Source organism: Halorubrum ejinorense (assembly GCF_055389685.1).
Genome location: NZ_AP043777.1, coordinates 2,980,125 through 2,994,450 on the forward strand (window position 1 = coordinate 2,980,125; position 14,326 = coordinate 2,994,450).

Consider the following 14,326-nt stretch of genomic DNA (forward strand, 5'->3'; position numbering starts at 1 on the left):
GTTCCGGGTCGCGGCGGTCGGCGCGGAGAGTCGGCGCGGAGAGTCGGCGGGGGTCGTCAGGCCGGCCGGCGAGACGTTAGAACGGCCCCTTGCCGCCGCCCATCATGTCGCCGAGGCCGCCGCCGCCCTCGCCGCCCATCTTCTTCATCATGCGCTGCATGTCGCCGTCGCCCATCCCCTGGAACTGACCGATGGTCTGTTCCATCATCGAGTGCTGTTCGAGCAGCTGCTGGACCGTCTCCTCGTCGGTGCCGGAGCCGCGGGCGATGCGCTCGACGCGGGACTGGCCGACGACGCGGGGGTTCTCCAGTTCCTCCTCCGTCATCGAGTCCATGATGCGCTCGAAGCGGCGCATCCGGTCTTGGGTGACGTCCATCGCGTCGTCGGGCAGCTCGTCCATCATCCCGCCGCCGAGCCCGGGGATCATGTCCATCACCTGGTCGAGCGGGCCCATCTTGTTCATCGCGTCCATCTGCCGTTTCATGTCCTTCAGGGTGAACTCCCCTTTCAGCATGTCCTCGGGGTCCCAGTCGTCGTCCTCGTCTTGGGTCTCCTGCATCGCGCGCTCGACGCGCTCGGAGAGCTGTTTGAGGTCGCCCATCCCGAGCAGCCGCGAGATGAACCCGGAGGGCTCGAACCGCTCGATGTCCTGAACGGTCTCGCCGGTGCCGAGGAAGGCGATAGAGGAGTCGGTCTCGTTGACCGCCGTGAGCGCGCCCCCGCCCTTCGCGGTCCCGTCGAGCTTGGTGATCATCACGCCCTCGATGCCGATCGACTCCTCGAACTGGCGGGCCTGCTCTTTCGCGCCCTGCCCGATCGCGGCGTCTAAGACGAGCAGCGAGCGGTCGGGGTCGACGACGCCCTCGATCTCTTCGATCTCGTCGATGAGGTCGTCTTCGAGGGCGTGGCGACCGGCCGTGTCGACGATGTGAACGTCGGCGTCCGCGGTCTCTTCGAGGCCGGTGCGCGCGATGTCGACCGGGTCGTCGTTGTCGGGGTCGCCGTAGAAGTCGACCTCGGCGCGCTCGCACATCTGTTTCGCCTGGTCGTACGCGCCGGGCCGGAAGGTGTCGGTCTGGACGACCGCGGGCCGGAGGCCCTTCTTCGAGAACCACCACGCCATCTTCGCGGCCGAGGTGGTCTTCCCCGACCCCTGAAGCCCGGCGAGGAGGATGGTCTGGTTCTCTAAGGGGAGTTCGGTGGAGTCGCCGACGAGCTCGACCATCTCCTCGTAGACGATCCGGAGGACGTGGTCGCGGGCGGTCGTGCCGCCCGGCGGCTCCTCTTCGAGCGCGCGGGACTTGATCGAGTCCGACAGCTCCATGACGAGGGAGACGTCGACGTCGGCCGAGAGGAGCGATCGCTGGATCTCCTTGACGATCTCCTCGACGTCGCTCTCGGAGAGTGTGGTCTTCCCCTGGAGCTTGTCGAGGCTGCTCCGCAGGGACGTACCGAGGTCGTCGAGTACCATTTGCCGGAGCTAGGCGGGCGACGCGGTAAAGCTTTGTTCGTCGGCGGGCGCGGGATACGTCGCTGATCACGGACCCTCGGCAGATGCCGCTATAGCTCCAGCCGCTTGGCGAGACGTGGCTGTTGCCGGGGAGAACACCTCCAAAGCCCCGGTCGCGAGGACTCGCGCGCCTCGTTGCGCGCCTCGCTCGTTCGCTCCGCTCACTCGCTGCGGTGCTTTCGTCGGCGTGCTTCGCCCTCGCGACTGCCCCTTTGAGTCCCATCCCGCACAGCACCGCAACCGCAGCCTCACGCCTCCCCAGCCTCGTCAGTCGCCTCCGCTTCGCTCCGGCGACTGACTCCCTCGCGCGTGCTCCTCGCGGCCGGAGGCCGCTCGGAGGCACGCGCCACCGGCAGGAGAGTTGCCGGTCGCTTACTGCTCGACGAGCCGCGCGCCCGCGGCGTCGATCCGACAGACTTCGGGCTCGTAACCGGCGTCCGAGAGCCCGGAGCCGAGCGCGAAGACGGTGCGACCGAGCATCGCCATCGCGGCCTCGCCGCCCGCCTCGTCGACCGCGTCGAGCGCGTCGGCGACCTCGGACACGAGCAGGTCGGCCTCCCGGGCGAACCGCCGCGCGGCGGCCATCACGGTCGGGAGCCGCGGGTCGGCGCGGAGCCGGTCGAGCGCGTCCTCGCCGGCCGCGGAGAGCGCGGCCGTGTCGCCGCCGAGGACCGCCTCCGTGGACAGCTCACCGAACGTGACGTACTCGACGCGCGCCGCCGCGGGCACGGCGTCCAGCTCGCCGACCCCCGGTGCGCCCGGCTCGAGGCGGATCGGGGCCCCGCCGCGCGCCTGCGCGACCACGTCGCCGAGGCCGGTGCCGCGCCCGACCTCCGCGGCGTGTGCGATCCCGACGAGTTCGTTCTCCGACCGGCCGCGGTCGAGGGCGGCGTTCGCCGCGAGCGCGGCCCCGAGCGCCGCGGCGCCGGAGACGCCGAAGCCGGCGCCGATCGGGAGGTCGGTCTCGACCGCGACGTCGGCGGCGACCGCGTCGAGTTCGGCCAGGACGTCCTCGGCCGCGCCGACCGACCCGGTCCGGCCGTCGATCGTCCGGGAGCCCGTCTCGTCGCTCGCGGCGTCGCTCGCGTCGCCCGCCGAGACGGTGACGGTCACGCCGTCGGTCAGCGTCACGCCCGCGCCGCGGGAGCCGGCGACCGAGGGATCGTCGGCGGGGTGGGCGCTGAAGAAGGCGGTGACGTGACCCGGGACGAACGCGGTCGCCCGCTGGCTGCTCATGTGGCCGCGGACGGGGGGGCCGCGATTAACGGTTGTTATCCGAGACGAGTCAGCCCCGCCGACGGGGGCGGGCACAACGAGCGGGCCGGACGACGGGACTCCGTCGCGACACCGCAGGCCTAAGTACCGCCCGAGCGAAACGCGGCCGTATGCGAAACCAGTTGCGTCCCGTCCTCGCCGCCGTGCTCGCGCTGGCGTTCCCGGGGCTCGGCCACCTCTCCCTGCGCCGGTGGGGGCGGGCGCTGCTGTGGCACCTGACCATCGTCGGCGGCGCGGTCGCGCTGCTCGCGCTGTACGACGTCGAACCGGTCGACCCGCTCGCGGACCCCATGGCGGTGTCGGCCGCGATCCCGACTGACGTGGCCCTGCCGATCACGGTGTTGGCCGCGCTGTCCGCGCTCGACGCGTATCTCGTCGGGCGGGCGGACGTCGCCGAACGCGAGCGCGCCGCCGCCGCCGAGGCGATGCGCCGACGGGTCGCGAGCACGGACGCCGACGACGCGACGGCCGGCACCGGGCGATCGCCGACCGCGGCGGTCGCGGGCGAGGACGGCGAGCCGCCGGACGTGACGTGTCCCAACTGCGGCAAGGAGGCCGACGCCGACCTCGACTTCTGTCACTGGTGTACCGAGCCGCTCCCGTGGGCCGAACCGGAGTGACCCGCTGACCGTGGGATTCGTCGTGACCGCCGGCGCGGTCGCCGGGCCGGCGCTGGTCGCGTTCGCGCTCGTCCTCCTCTTTTGCGTCGGTCGCGACCGGATCGGGACCGTCGTCGCGGACCGCGGACTGCTCCGCGATCGCGCGGTCGGGATCGCGCCGTACGTCGGCTCGCTCGCGCTCATCCTCCTGATCAACAAGGGGCTGTTACGGCGGCTGGAGGCGTTCTCGTTCGAGTACGGCTACCGCGCGACGACGGCGATATACGCGATCGAGGGCGACTTCGTGGCCGCGGTACAGGACGCGATCCCGCGGGTCGCGGTGTACTACTTCGGGCCGGCGTACGTCGTCGGCTACGTCGTGTTGGTGGCCGCGCCGGTCGCGGTGTACGCGTTCGCCGACGACCTCCGTCCGCTGAAGCGGCTGGTCGCGGCGTACGCCGTCAACTACGCGGTCGCGATCGTCTGTTACGGGGGGATCGTCGCCTACGGGCCGCGAAACTACCCGCGGGTCCCGGGCGCGGACCCGGACGCGGCGACGGTCGAGCCGCTGCTCCTCGACTGGTTCGGCGGCGTGACGACGCTCACCTCGCAGGTGAACGCCGCGACCAACGTCTTCCCGTCGCTTCACACCGCGCTGTCGGTGACGGTCCTGCTCGCGGCCGTCTCGACGCGCGACGAGTTCCCGCGGTGGACGCCCGTGGCCGCGGTGCTAGCGGCGAGTATCGTCGTCGCGACCCTGTTCCTCGGCATCCACTGGGCCGCCGACGTGGTCGCCGGCGCGGTCCTCGCGGCGGGCAGCGTCGCGGCCGCGAACCGGATCGTCGGGTGAGCCGATGGAATTCGTCGGGTGGGCCGATGGAAGCGGGGCGTAGTTTCTCATCGGTGATAACTGAGGGCCAACTATCATATGATCCCGCCGTGACGGTGAGGGTACGGACGCGAACGACGGACGGAACATGAGTCTGAATCCACGACGATACGACGTACGAGAACTGCGCCGGATCGCGGACGCGCCGCGAACCGACGGAGCGGGAGCGCCTCGGGAGCGGGCGCTCCGGCAGCCTAACCGGAACCGAGCCGAGCAAGCGGCGCGCTCGGCCGCGTTCACGGAGCTGCTCCAGCGTCAGCGTGGGGTGCGGCTGAACGGCGGCGACGCGGTCGATCGACCGTATCTGACGGCGATCCCGGCGTCGCCCGCCGCGGAACGCGAGATCGGCGAGTGGCTCGGCTACCTCGTCGACGTCGGCGGCCACGTGCGGGCCCGAGACGTGCTGTCTTACTACGGCGAACTCGACTGGGTCGGCGACGACGCGGTCGCGGCGCTGACGCGCCGCCTCGAGGGGTTCGACACGCCGGCGCGTGACCGGCCGTTCATCCCCGCGGACCACCGGATCAGTCTCGTCTCCATCGTCCGGATCGCTTCGTGTGCGAGTGACCAATGAGCGACGACGAATCCACGGACATCAACGAAACGGACGAATCGGCAGCGGTCGGCGTGAAACTCGGTAGCACTCGAACGGTGCTCGACATCCCCGACGGACGGGGCGGCCGCGAGCGCCACTCGGTGTTGACCTGCCTGGCGACCTACGAGGACGCCATCACCGGCGAAGAGAAGGTGCTGTTCGGCGAGGAGGCCGCGGTGGAGTACCCGGACCGGGTGCGCTTCATGCTCCGGTCGGGACTCCCCGAGGACGACGACAGCGTCGCGGACGCCGAGCGCTTCTTCGAGGCGGTCGTGGACGCCCACGACGTGCCCGAGGACAGCGCGGTCGTCTACGCGGTACCGACCATCGACAACGAGGCGGGCGTCGAGAACCTCAAATCGGTGATCGAGGGCTCGTCGATCGGTCAGGTCGAGACGCGGAGCTACCCCGAGTCCCTGTGCGGGGCGATCCCCGCCTACGGCGACGGGCTCGACGCGATAGACGAGGTGTTCATCTCCGTGAACCTCGGCTCGACGACGATGGAGGCGTGCGCCTACCGGCGCGGCGAGCAGCTCTCGCCGTTCTCGACCGGCTCGGTGACGGGCAACGAGGTCGACCGCCGCATCGTCGCCGCCGTCGAGGAGGAGACCCAAGGGCGGGTCCACATCGACCGGACGACCGCGCGGGAGTACAAAGAGCAGCACGGCGACGTGTACGACTTCGAGCCGTTCACGGACGTGGTTCAACAGCCCGGCGGCGGGAGCCACGAGTTCACCGTCGACCGCGGCGTTCAGGAGCCGATCGACCGCTACATCGACGAGGCCGTCGACGTGGTCGCCAACGAGTTCCTCCCCGAGCTCGCGAACGATCACATGAAGCCGTACCAGCTGGCGCTCGGCCGCCCCCTCGCCGCCACCGGCGGGATGGCGTGTATTCCCGGCCTCACCGAGGAGTTCGAGAAGCGCCTGAGCGAGGAGCTCGACCGCGACGTCGAGGTCGTCTCCCCGGACGACCCCGCGACCGCGGCCGCGGACGGCGCGGCGCGGATCGCCCAGCGACTCGTCTGAGCGCGTCGACCACCCGTTTTTACCGCCCGCCTACACGCCGAAGAGCCGCTCGGCGTCCTCGGCCTGCCGACGGTAGATGCCTCGTCCCTTCAGCCGCGGCACGTCGTGGCGGTGGAGCCGCTCGGCCTCGCAGTCGTATACGAGCGGGAACACGTTCGTGCGTCGTCGCGCGACGGTGAACCCGGACATCGCGTCGAGCAGCGACGCGTCCGGGTCCGAGACCGCGAACGTCACGTACCCGATCGGCGTCGGGCTCTTGCCGCCGTCGGCCCGCTGCGGGCTGGCGTCCACCCGGTCGGCGAGCACGTCGCGGAACGACTCGGCGGTCGCGACGAGCGCCTCCGCGTCGACGTCCGGCTCCGCGACGAGGGTCGCGAACACCGCGACCGAGCCGATCGTGTCGTCTTCGTCCCGCGCTACCCACAGTTGCTCGAAGCCGTTTGCCCCCTCTTCGACCGTGTCGAAGCCGTGCTTACGTCCGTTGGCGGCGACCGCATCTCGGTATCGGGTCGGGTCCATACACCCCGTAACGAGGGACGTGATAAAAAATGACACACCCGGATCGTCGGCCACAGATCATGCTACCAATCAACAAGGATATCCGCCGCGGCGTCCTGGACGAGGCATGAGTCCGACGCGACGGCGCTATCTCCGCGGTGTGGGCGGGGTCAGCGGAGCGGCCTGTCTCGCCGGCTGTGCGTCCGACGATCCCGGAGAGGGCGACGACGACGCCGACGACGGCGACGACGACGCCGACGGCGACGACGAACTGCCGGGATCGGACGACGGCGGAGACGGCACCGGAGACGACGCCGGCGGCACCCGTCCCGAGGGCACCGGCGGCCCGGGCGTCAGCCTCGTCTCGACCGACGGCGACGTCGGGCTCCCGGTCGACCTCGACGTGGAGGTAGTCAGGGAGGCCGCGACGACCGACTACCCTCCCCGGCTCCGGACGACGGTCACGAACACGAGCGATGGGCAAGTCAGGGTCGGCGAGGGGCGGGCCGTCCACTTCGAGTACGTCAGCGACGGCTCGGGGGCGCTCACCTTCCTTCCACCCGAGGTCGAGGCGCCGGCCGAGCCCGACTGCTGGCGGCTCACCGACACCGTCGCCGTGACCGAGGAGTACCGGACCTTCGAACTCGGCCCCGGCGAGTCGCGGAGCCGACCGATCGACCTGTACGCGACGCACGACCAGACCGACGCCTGTCTCCCGGTCGGCGAGTACCGCTTCGAGACGACCGCCTCCGTCGTCTCCGACGACGCGGAGCCGCAGTCGTCGGCGCAGTGGGGGTTCGCCGTCACGTTGGAGTGATGTCGTGACGTTTCTCGTCGGCTACGTCTGAACTCCGGTTCCTGCGGCTCGGAAGGCTGGTTTCACAGAATAGTCCCGGGCGGATTCGAACCGCGAGGACTCGCTGTACTCGTCCTCTGGGTTCGAACCACTGAGGATATTTACGCCTCAAGAGATTGTTCGGCGCAAAATAGTCCCGGGCGGATTCGAACCGCGAGGACTCGCTGCACTCGTCCTCTGGGTTCGAACCACTGAGGATATTTACGCCTCACGAGATTGTTCGGCGCGAAATAGTCCCGGGCGGATTCGAACCGCCGTCAATGGCTCCAAAGGCCATTATGATTGGCCACTACACCACGGGACTGCGAGTTCGGCTAACCGGCGGGGACTCAAGTACGTTACTCTCTCCGACGCGCGGGGCGCCGCGTCGCAGCTAGGCACCCTCCTCGATCCGGTCGAACCGCGCCTCGAAGTTCTCCCGACAGGAGCCGCAACAGAAGTGGTACAGCGTCCCGTCGACGCGGGCGGACTCGCCCTCGGCGGTGACGGTGTTACCGCACTCGACGCACTCGACCGCGAGGTCCGCGTCGCCGACGGCGGGCGACCACTCGTGGGCGTCGATCGGTCGCACCGACAGCTCGCGGACCGCGTCCAGTCCGACCGCGTCGTCGACGAGGCCGCGGGCCGTCCCCGTCTCGACCCGCGCGGAGACCGTCACCTCGCCGTCGGCGGTGAGGAACGCGTGTTCGACGCGCTCGTGGCTCGCGACCGCCTCGTGGACGCGGTCCGCGTCCCCGGGGGCGACCGAGAGCGTCGCGAGGACGGTCCGCCCGTTCGAGAGCGCGTCCCCGTCGATACGGAGCGTGAACCCCTCGATCACGCCCACCTCGCGGAGGCGGTCGACCCGGTCCGACACGGCGGGCGCCGACAGGTCGACCCGCTCGGCGATGTCGCTGTACGGCCGCCTCGCGTCCGCCATGAGGAGCCGGATGATCTCGCGGTCCGTCTCGTCGAGGGTGCGCATGGCCGCCCGTTCGGCCGGCGCGGGCAAAAGGAGACCGGGGAACCGGTCGGCGACGGGGGCGACGGAAAGGCAGTTGTGCCCGCGGCGCCAACCGGCGAGTATGACGACGATAGACGTCGACGGCATGTCGTGTACGGGCTGTGAGGACAACGTGACCGACGCGCTCGGGGAGCTCCCGGGCGTCGAGTCGGCGAGCGCGGACCACGAGGCGGGCACCGCGACCGTCGAGGGCGACGTCGACGTGGACGCCGTCGTGGCCGCCATCGAGGACGCCGGCTACGAGGCGTCCGCGTAGGAATCGAAACACGCAGACGACGGCGCACGCGTCCCGCGCGTTCGAACCGTTGGACCCTTTTCACCCGAACGCGCTCGCCGACGCAGGGCGGCGAGATCAGGCGCGGTCGTCGCCCCGTTCGTCCGGCTCTGCCGCGCTGCCTTCCGTCGATTGAGAACCGATCTCTCGGCCGTCCGCTTCCTCGGCCACGTCGACGTCCGCGGCACCGGTCTCGTCGTCCGGCGAATCGCCGTCCGCCGAGGGAGTCGAGTCGGTCGCGGTCGAGTCCGCCGTCGGAGCCGGCGGGCGATACGTGTAGACGAACTCTCCGGCGACCGCGTGGAAGGCGCCGGTCGTCGGGTCCTCCACGACGCCGGTGTCGTTGTCGATCGCGAAGTCGACGAGGTCGCGGAGCGACTCCGCCTCGGCGGTCGGGCGGTCGTGGACCGACGGCGGGAGCCGGAACGCCGTGATCCACTCGTCGAACTCCGAGCGGTCGTCGCGGTACGAGAGGTACTCGCGCTCCGTCGGCGTGAGCGCGAGGTCGAGCTCCCGCGTCGCGTACCCCGTCCCCGCGGCACCGAGCAGGCCGACGAGCAGGAGCAGCGGGCCGCCGAACGACCGGAGCGTCCCGTAGCTTCGCCGGACGCTCACCTGCTCGGTGCGGCTGGCGGTGTCGGACCGGACGCCGGGCTCGCTGACGGAGTAGGTGTCGCCGCCGTGCGTGACCGTCATGTCCAGCGTCTGCGTCGACGCCGTGGGAACGCCGCCGACGGACCCGTCGACCGCGACCGACGTCGTGACGAACGTCTCCGTCTGCCCGGGCGAGGCGCCGAGCTGCTCTTCGATCGACGCCACTCGCCCGTCGATCGCCGTGCTGTTGAGCGCGAACGAGGCGTTCACCGTCTCGCCCGGGTCGACGCCCGAGACCGACTGCGACGCGAGCGGCTCCGTCTCGCGCCAGTAGACGGTGCCGCCCTCGCCGACGTTGCGGATCACGAGCGTCGAGGCGATCTCGACGGTCACGTCCTCCGCGCTCGACGCGGTGTAGCTCGTCGCCACGTCGACGTCGAGCTCCGGGGCGATCCGCGTGAAGTACGTGTCGCGCCCGTCGAGGACGGCGCCGGTGTCGAAGACCGCGTTCGGCTCCGTCACCGTCGCGCTGTGCCGGTACTCGCTCTCGACGGTCAGCGACGAGACCGTCCGGCTCTCCGTCTCCGTGCCGGGGTCGACGTGCGTGGTGTACACGAGGCCGGCCCCGACCGCGACGAGGAGCAGGCAGGCGATCAGGATCGCGGTGGATTGTGCGTTCAGGACGGCGCGGAGCCGAAGGCGGCTTTCGGAAGGAGCTGAAGACATGGGTGTCACCTGTAGAGTTCGCGGAGGATGCGTTTGTACAGCGGCGGGCGCTCGCGGGAACCTCGCGACCGGAGCCGGGCGGGCTCGCCGCGTAACATCACCACTCCGGCGGCGACGATGCCGCCCCCGAGCAGACCGTTTATCGCGACCAGCGGCGCCCAGGGATGGACCCCGTACAGCTCGTCGACGACGCCGGGCGGCAACACGGCGAGGTAGCGGTGTTCGACGACGAACAGCCGGTAGTACCCCGTCTCGTCGGGCGCGGACAGCGTCACCGTCGTCGACGCCTCGCCGCGGCTGCCGACGGAGAGGCGCTGCGGTTCGACGTCGACGCCCGGGCTCGCGGGTTCGACGTACGCGTACACGGGGACGAGCCCGGCGTTGGGGACGACGTACTCGATCTCCTGGCTCGTGCCGCTCTCGATGACGGTCGGGTTCTCCGACTCGAACTCGGCGCTCACGACGCCGTACTCCTGTGTGCCGCCCGGGACGACCATCGCCGCCGTCGCCGTCGCCATCAACACGAGGGCAAGCACGCCGAGGATCGCCATCACGGAGGTTCCGTCGTCGCGGGACCGGTCGCGCGCCTCCCGGTCTCTGCCGCCGGCGTTGCGGTACCAGTCGACTGCGTACGCGACCACCGACAGCCCGAAGATGATGTACGCGAGCCCCTGCGTCCCCTGGAGCGACCGGACGCCGAACGTCACCGCGAGCCAGGTCTGGACGGACTGCAGCGCGGACTGGAACCCCATCGCGGCGGTGCCCAAGTGCGGGATCACGACGACGCTACCGCCGACTTGGAGCGCCTTCGCGACGACCTCGGCGTCCTGAACGACCGGCTCGCCCCCGTCCTGATCGGTGAAGGGGTTGTTGTCCCCGCGGGTGACGTACCCGCGTTCGGTCTCCTCGACGACGCGGTGGGTCGTCAGCCCGCCGCCCTGAATCTCTTGGGCCTCGAACGTCACGACGTCGCCCGGACCGATCCCGCCGGCGATCTGCGCGGGGATCGCCACGAACCCGTCGCCGGGAGAGAGCGTCGGCTGCATGCTTCCGGTTTCGACGTAGCTGAGGAGGATCGGCTGTCCGAGGAACTGGCCGACGACGAGCGAGACGACGACCAGCACCGCGGCCGCCTGGATGGCCACGGACAGCGTTCGTTTGATGGACATGGTGTCGGTCTCGGTCGAAGGCGGTCTCGAAGCGGCCACCGCGGCGAAGCGATTCCTGTCGCCCGAGCGTCAGGTAGCCGTCGATCGCTGAACGGCGGCGGGCCCTAATAAGTTCGTGGGTGGAGGCGAATCCGGGGGGTCGCCGGCGGAATCACTCGTCGAAGGCGCCGCCCGCCAACAGCGCGAAGGGGCCGATGAATCCGAGACAGAAGCCCAGGAGGTGGACGTACAGGTTCACGACGCTCCCGCCGCCGGCGGGGTCCGCCGGGAAGCCGACGACGGGGTAGCCCACTGCCACCACCGCGCCGACGGCGAGCAGATCACCGTAGCCGGGACGCGAGGCGACCGATTTCGCTTTTTTACGGAGCGACCGCGGGAGGCGCACTTCGCTGCTGGCCGCGTACAGCAGCGCGAGGAAAGCGCCCGCGATCCCGATCGACAGCCCCGCCAACCCGACCCCCTCGGTCGAGACCGGCAGCGCGAGAAGCGCGATCCACCCGACGAGCGCGAAGAAGACCGCGGGCAGCGCGGCGACCGAGGCCCCGGGCGCGAACCGGTCTTGCGCGTAACAGTACCACAGGATCGGGAGCAGTCCGGCAAGCGCCATGTTGATCCCGGAGAAGCCGAACCCGATCGCGTTCCGCGGGACCGCGAGGTTCAGCGCGGAGAGCGCGAAGGGGAACGCGCCGAGGTAGGTGACGAACGCGGTGAAGAAGAGGCGCCGCCGCCCGCTCAGGACCGCGAGCGCGTAGCCTACCCCGGCGAGGAGCCCGTACCCGGCGAGGTTACCGAGGAGGTGGTTCGTCCCGAGGTGGACGTAGTGGGACGAGAAGGCCGACAGCAGCGTCGGCTCGGTGTACGCGAACGCGAGCGAGCGGCGGGTCGCCTCCGGCAGCGCGAAGACCGCGACGAGGACCGCCGGCGGAACCGCGAGCCCGAGCAGGTCGACGGCGCGGACGCGGGCCGACAGCTCCTCGACGAACGCGGCGTATCCCGGGCTGCCGTCTGCGTCCCGGTCCGCGACGGACCCCCCGCTCTCGCCGGCGCCGGGGATCGACCGGTCCGTCTCCGACGAGCGGTCGCTCACGAGGGTCGATTCAACGGCGCTCGGTTAATCGCTGTCGGCTCTCGCTCCGGTCGTGATGCCCGTCGCGCGAGCGGAGCGCGGACCGACCGCGTCGGGAGGAGACGGCCGTCACGACCGCGGCATCCGCCGGACGAGGGCGACGCTCACGAGAACGATGACGAGGAACGCGGCGAGGCCGCCGAGGTTCGACGGGTCGATCCCGCTCGGCTCCTCGGTCGGGGAGTCGGCGGCGTCGCTCGCGTCGTTCGAACCGGCGTCGCCCGCGTCGGATCCGCCTCCCGCGGACGCCGCGCCGTCCCCGTCGCTCTCGTCGCCGCCGGGGTCGCCGACGACGAGCGTCCCCGCCGCGGCGTCGCCGACCGCGACCTCGTACGTGCCGGGGTCGTCGAAGGCCGGCTCGAACGCGAGGGCGGTCGACTCGTCCGGGTCGAGGTCGACCAGCCGCGTCGCGACCGGGTCGCCGTCGGCGGTGACCGTCACCTCGCGGGAGCCGTCCGCGCCGCCCTCGTTCGCGACCGTCGCGCGGACGACGACCGACTCGCCCGGAGCGACCGCCGTCCGGTCGAGCGAGGCCCCCGTCGCGCGCACCACCGGGCGCTCGGTCGCCACGGCGAACACCGAGAAGTCGTCGGTCGTCGCCTCGACGTGGACGCGGTCCTCGGGGAGGTCCAGGAACTGGCGGACGGACGGGTCGACGCGCTCGGTCTCCAGTCGCTCCCAGCCGTCGGGTTCCGACTCGGACCGGCGGAACAGGGCGAGGTCCTCGGGGTCGCCGCCGGTGTCGTTCAGGTACTCGCGGTCGACGCTGACCGAAAAGCGGACGCCCGACACCTCCTCGGCGGTGAACGTGTGGTTGAATTCGAAGTAGCCGTTCGGCGCCGCGCCGCGGGAGTCGGCCAGCGGTCCGGCCGAGGCGAACGGCCCGGGCCGACCGACGGTCCGGAAGCCCACGTCGCCGCCGGGCGTGTCCGCGATTCGCACGCGGTCGAGGGTGACGTTGCCGCCCGCGAGTTCCATCCGACCCGCGTCGAAGGTGACCGCTTGGCCGGGCGAGAGGCCGCCGGCGTCGAACTCTCGGGTGTCGGCCGCGAGGGCTCGGACCGTGGTGGTCGCGCCGCCGTCCTCGGCGTCGTCGGCGTCGTCGCTGTTCAGCGCCGTCGTTCCCGCGTCCTCCGGCTCGGCGATCTCGGCGCGGATGTCGAAGTCGTCGCCGCCGAGCGCCGTGCCCGCCGCCGCGCCGCGCGCGTCGATCCGGAGGCCGACCGCGACCGTCTCGTTCGGGGCGAGGGTGACGTTGCTCGACCGGCCCTCGATCGAGGTCCCGTCCGCGACGAAGGTGACGTTCTCGTCGGGGTGGTCGATCCAGACGCGAGCGTACTGGTCGGCGGTGTACGTAATCTCGAACACGTCGTCGATCCTCCCGGTCGTCCCGATGTTCACGCCCTCGAAAGAGGGATCCCGGACGTTCGGGTTCGACGCGGAGACGTCGATCGCGATCTCGTCGTCGCTATCGAAGTATGCGTACCGCCCGCTCGGGCCGTCGGCCCGCTCGATCGCGAGGTCGCCGTCGGCGACGGTGTCGGCCGGGCCGTCGATCACCGCCGCGCCCGTGGCGAACGCGAGCGACCCTGCGGCTACGAGGAGCAGCGTGAGGGTCAGGGTGCGGCGGGTGGTAGACATAAATGAGACTATGCTCCGATCAGTGGTGGTTATGCGGTACCAGACGCAGTTGAAGGGAGTGCTTGTTGGTCCGCCGTACGGCTATCAGCCACCGTATTTGAAAATCTAGAACCAAACTCTACGTCTTCGTTCCTTGTGGGTTCTCGCGGTTGGGTTCTACCGGTATCCAGGTTGGAGCTCCGGTTCGTCTGGTTCGACTGGGTTAGACTTTGGTTTTCGGTGTTGTTCGTCTCGCTCTGCTGTGTCGAGTTCGACTCCGATTGCGTTCCGTTTTCGGGTTCTGAAGGAGAGTCGGTCTCTACGGAGGAGTCGGTGGTATTCGCTGAACCGGATGAATTCACGGACTCGTTCCCGCCTGCTCCAGCCTGCTGTGTCGAGTTCGATTCCGATTGAGTTCCGTTACTGGTTTCGGAAGAAGAGCCAGTCACTACGGAGGAGTCGGTGGTGTTCGCTGAGTCGGACGAATTCACGGACTCGTTCCCGCCTGATCCAGTCTGCTGTGTCGAGTTCCCTGCCGGCGCAGATCCGTTTGTCGCCGGAGGG

14 protein-coding genes and 1 tRNA gene are annotated in these 14,326 nt (G+C 70.4%); 6 read left to right on the forward strand and 9 right to left on the reverse strand.

Features of this window, described 5'->3' with window-relative positions:
- Positions 1-76: 76 nt before the first annotated feature.
- Together ACZ5KW_RS16320 and ACZ5KW_RS16325 are read right to left on the reverse strand one after the other, a co-directional pair.
- Positions 77-1,471, reverse strand: coding sequence for a signal recognition particle protein Srp54 (locus ACZ5KW_RS16320; protein WP_343777108.1), 1,395 nt, complete (start codon positions 1,469-1,471; stop codon positions 77-79).
- A 411-nt stretch (positions 1,472-1,882) separates the two neighbouring features.
- Entirely contained in the window at positions 1,883-2,746 is an 864-nt protein-coding gene (locus tag ACZ5KW_RS16325; protein WP_343777106.1) for a pantoate kinase, read from the reverse strand.
- Between the two features lie 149 nt (positions 2,747-2,895).
- Between ACZ5KW_RS16325 and ACZ5KW_RS16330 the strand changes: the two genes are divergently transcribed.
- From ACZ5KW_RS16330 to ACZ5KW_RS16345, 4 genes are all read left to right on the forward strand, one after another.
- Positions 2,896-3,405 (forward strand): zinc ribbon domain-containing protein, encoded by a 510-nt coding sequence (locus tag ACZ5KW_RS16330; RefSeq protein WP_343777104.1) that lies wholly within the window; start codon positions 2,896-2,898, stop codon positions 3,403-3,405.
- Between the two features lie 10 nt (positions 3,406-3,415).
- Positions 3,416-4,234, forward strand: a complete 819-nt coding sequence (locus tag ACZ5KW_RS16335) for a phosphatase PAP2 family protein (RefSeq protein WP_343777103.1) — start codon at positions 3,416-3,418, stop codon at positions 4,232-4,234.
- Between the two features lie 127 nt (positions 4,235-4,361).
- Positions 4,362-4,847, forward strand: coding sequence for a FlaD/FlaE family flagellar protein (locus ACZ5KW_RS16340; protein WP_343777102.1), 486 nt, complete (start codon positions 4,362-4,364; stop codon positions 4,845-4,847).
- Positions 4,844-5,896, forward strand: coding sequence for a hypothetical protein (locus ACZ5KW_RS16345; protein WP_343777100.1), 1,053 nt, complete (start codon positions 4,844-4,846; stop codon positions 5,894-5,896). The genes ACZ5KW_RS16340 and ACZ5KW_RS16345 overlap by 4 nt, the downstream gene beginning before the upstream one ends.
- 30 nt (positions 5,897-5,926) lie before the next feature.
- Here ACZ5KW_RS16345 and ACZ5KW_RS16350 read toward each other — a convergent pair whose 3' ends face one another.
- Complete coding sequence (locus ACZ5KW_RS16350) at positions 5,927-6,415, reverse strand: hypothetical protein (protein ID WP_343777099.1); 489 nt, start codon at positions 6,413-6,415, stop codon at positions 5,927-5,929.
- 106 nt (positions 6,416-6,521) lie between these two features.
- Here ACZ5KW_RS16350 and ACZ5KW_RS16355 point away from each other — a divergent pair, with 106 nt between their 5' ends.
- On the forward strand, positions 6,522-7,211 hold the full coding sequence (locus ACZ5KW_RS16355) for a hypothetical protein (RefSeq protein ID WP_343777097.1): 690 nt from the start codon (positions 6,522-6,524) through the stop codon (positions 7,209-7,211).
- Positions 7,212-7,481: 270 nt separating this feature from the next.
- On the opposite strand, the gene ACZ5KW_RS16360 is transcribed toward ACZ5KW_RS16355, so the two are convergent.
- Positions 7,482-7,554 (reverse strand) — tRNA-Gln (locus tag ACZ5KW_RS16360).
- Between the two features lie 69 nt (positions 7,555-7,623).
- On the reverse strand, positions 7,624-8,214 hold the full coding sequence (locus ACZ5KW_RS16365) for an AsnC family transcriptional regulator (RefSeq protein WP_343777096.1): 591 nt from the start codon (positions 8,212-8,214) through the stop codon (positions 7,624-7,626).
- A 100-nt stretch (positions 8,215-8,314) separates the two neighbouring features.
- On the opposite strand from ACZ5KW_RS16365, the gene ACZ5KW_RS16370 reads away from it, so the two are divergent.
- The gene (locus tag ACZ5KW_RS16370) at positions 8,315-8,509 is read left to right on the forward strand and encodes a heavy-metal-associated domain-containing protein (RefSeq protein WP_007344879.1); all 195 of its coding nucleotides are present in this window, start codon (positions 8,315-8,317) and stop codon (positions 8,507-8,509) included.
- 96 nt (positions 8,510-8,605) lie between these two features.
- Here ACZ5KW_RS16370 and ACZ5KW_RS16375 read toward each other — a convergent pair whose 3' ends face one another.
- The 4 genes from ACZ5KW_RS16375 to ACZ5KW_RS16390 all read right to left on the reverse strand — a co-directional run bounded on the left by ACZ5KW_RS16375 (position 8,606) and on the right by ACZ5KW_RS16390 (position 13,783).
- Positions 8,606-9,847, reverse strand: coding sequence for a DUF5305 domain-containing protein (locus tag ACZ5KW_RS16375; RefSeq protein ID WP_343777095.1), 1,242 nt, complete (start codon positions 9,845-9,847; stop codon positions 8,606-8,608).
- Positions 9,848-9,852: 5 nt separating this feature from the next.
- Positions 9,853-11,016 (reverse strand): signal peptidase I, encoded by a 1,164-nt coding sequence (locus tag ACZ5KW_RS16380; protein ID WP_343777094.1) that lies wholly within the window; start codon positions 11,014-11,016, stop codon positions 9,853-9,855.
- A gap of 151 nt (positions 11,017-11,167) precedes the next feature.
- On the reverse strand, positions 11,168-12,103 hold the full coding sequence (locus ACZ5KW_RS16385) for a hypothetical protein (RefSeq protein ID WP_343777093.1): 936 nt from the start codon (positions 12,101-12,103) through the stop codon (positions 11,168-11,170).
- Positions 12,104-12,211: 108 nt separating this feature from the next.
- Complete coding sequence (locus ACZ5KW_RS16390) at positions 12,212-13,783, reverse strand: DUF1102 domain-containing protein (protein ID WP_343777091.1); 1,572 nt, start codon at positions 13,781-13,783, stop codon at positions 12,212-12,214.
- Between the last annotated feature and the right edge of the window lie 543 nt (positions 13,784-14,326).

Bases quoted from the DNA above. Each gene is read 5' to 3' on its own strand.
- ACZ5KW_RS16345 (WP_343777100.1), top strand. From the start codon at position 4,844: ATGAGCGACGACGAATCCACGGACATCAACGAAACGGACGAATCGGCA.
- ACZ5KW_RS16320 (WP_343777108.1), bottom strand. From the start codon at position 1,471: ATGGTACTCGACGACCTCGGTACGTCCCTGCGGAGCAGCCTCGACAAG.
- ACZ5KW_RS16370 (WP_007344879.1), top strand. From the start codon at position 8,315: ATGACGACGATAGACGTCGACGGCATGTCGTGTACGGGCTGTGAGGAC.
- ACZ5KW_RS16340 (WP_343777102.1), top strand. From the start codon at position 4,362: ATGAGTCTGAATCCACGACGATACGACGTACGAGAACTGCGCCGGATC.
- ACZ5KW_RS16390 (WP_343777091.1), bottom strand. From the start codon at position 13,783: ATGTCTACCACCCGCCGCACCCTGACCCTCACGCTGCTCCTCGTAGCC.
- ACZ5KW_RS16380 (WP_343777094.1), bottom strand. From the start codon at position 11,016: ATGTCCATCAAACGAACGCTGTCCGTGGCCATCCAGGCGGCCGCGGTG.
- ACZ5KW_RS16355 (WP_343777097.1), top strand. From the start codon at position 6,522: ATGAGTCCGACGCGACGGCGCTATCTCCGCGGTGTGGGCGGGGTCAGC.
- ACZ5KW_RS16365 (WP_343777096.1), bottom strand. From the start codon at position 8,214: ATGCGCACCCTCGACGAGACGGACCGCGAGATCATCCGGCTCCTCATG.
- ACZ5KW_RS16375 (WP_343777095.1), bottom strand. From the start codon at position 9,847: ATGTCTTCAGCTCCTTCCGAAAGCCGCCTTCGGCTCCGCGCCGTCCTG.
- ACZ5KW_RS16330 (WP_343777104.1), top strand. From the start codon at position 2,896: ATGCGAAACCAGTTGCGTCCCGTCCTCGCCGCCGTGCTCGCGCTGGCG.
- ACZ5KW_RS16325 (WP_343777106.1), bottom strand. From the start codon at position 2,746: ATGAGCAGCCAGCGGGCGACCGCGTTCGTCCCGGGTCACGTCACCGCC.
- ACZ5KW_RS16350 (WP_343777099.1), bottom strand. From the start codon at position 6,415: ATGGACCCGACCCGATACCGAGATGCGGTCGCCGCCAACGGACGTAAG.